Genomic DNA, 1,004 nt, shown 5'->3' with positions numbered 1-1,004 from the left:
GCCCGCGTGGCCACGGCCAGCGACGTCTTTGACGCCGACATCGGCATCCAGGGCGGCCGCGTCGTGAGCCTGGGCCGGGGCCTGCCGGCGGCGGCGCGCGAGATCGACGCGGCCGGGCGGGTGGTGACGCCGGGCGGCGTGGACGCCCACTGCCACCTGGACCAACCCATGGCCCCACCGGTGCGCATGGCCGACGACTTCGACACCGGCACCCGCAGCGCGGCCTGCGGCGGCACCACCACGGTGATCCCCTTTGCGGCGCAGGAAAAAGGCCAGTCGCTGCGCGCCGCCGTGGACGACTACCACCGCCGCGCCGAAGGCAAGGCCCATGTGGACTACGCCTTCCACCTGATCGTGAGCGACCCCACGCCCCAGGTGCTGAACGAAGAGCTGCCGGCCCTGATCGCTGAGGGCTACACCTCGTTCAAGGTCTACATGACCTACGACGACCTCAAGCTGGACGACGGCCAGATCCTGGACGTGCTGGCGGTGGCGCGCCAGCACGGCGCCATGGCCATGATCCACGCCGAGAACGCCGACGCCATCGAGTGGCTGACCAAACGCCTGGAAGCCGCCGGCCGCACGGCACCGCGTTTCCACGCCCACGCCCGCCCCATGCTGGTGGAGCGCGAGGCCACCCACCGCGCCATCTCGCTGGCCGAGCTGGTGGACGTGCCCATCCTGATCGTGCACGTGTCCGGGCGCGAGGCGGTGGAGCAGATCCGCTGGGCGCGCGCCCACGGCCTCAAGGTGTTCGCCGAGACCTGTCCGCAGTACCTGTTCCTGACCGCCGCCGACTTGGGGCTCGACGACAGCTACCAGGGCGCGCGCTGCGTCTGCAGCCCGCCGCCACGCGACGCCTCCAACCAGCGCGTGATCTGGGACGGGCTCAACGACGGCCTGTTCACCGTCTTCAGTTCGGACCACGCGCCCTTCTGCTACGACGGCGACGAAGGCAAGAAGCCCGGCGGCGAGGAGGTGGCCTTCCGCCACATCCCCAACGG

General features: G+C 71.2%; 1 protein-coding gene. It reads left to right on the top strand.

What is annotated here, in order from left to right:
• On the top strand, positions 1 to 1,004 hold a 1,004-nt coding region (locus AAHB17_RS24475; RefSeq protein WP_342133668.1), incomplete at both ends, for an amidohydrolase family protein.

It is taken from the genome of Hydrogenophaga sp. OTU3427, from assembly GCF_038440225.1.
GTDB lineage: Bacteria > Pseudomonadota > Gammaproteobacteria > Burkholderiales > Burkholderiaceae_C > Hydrogenophaga.
The sequence above is the reverse complement of the archived record's forward strand: the minus strand, read 5'-3'. Positions and strand labels throughout refer to the sequence as shown.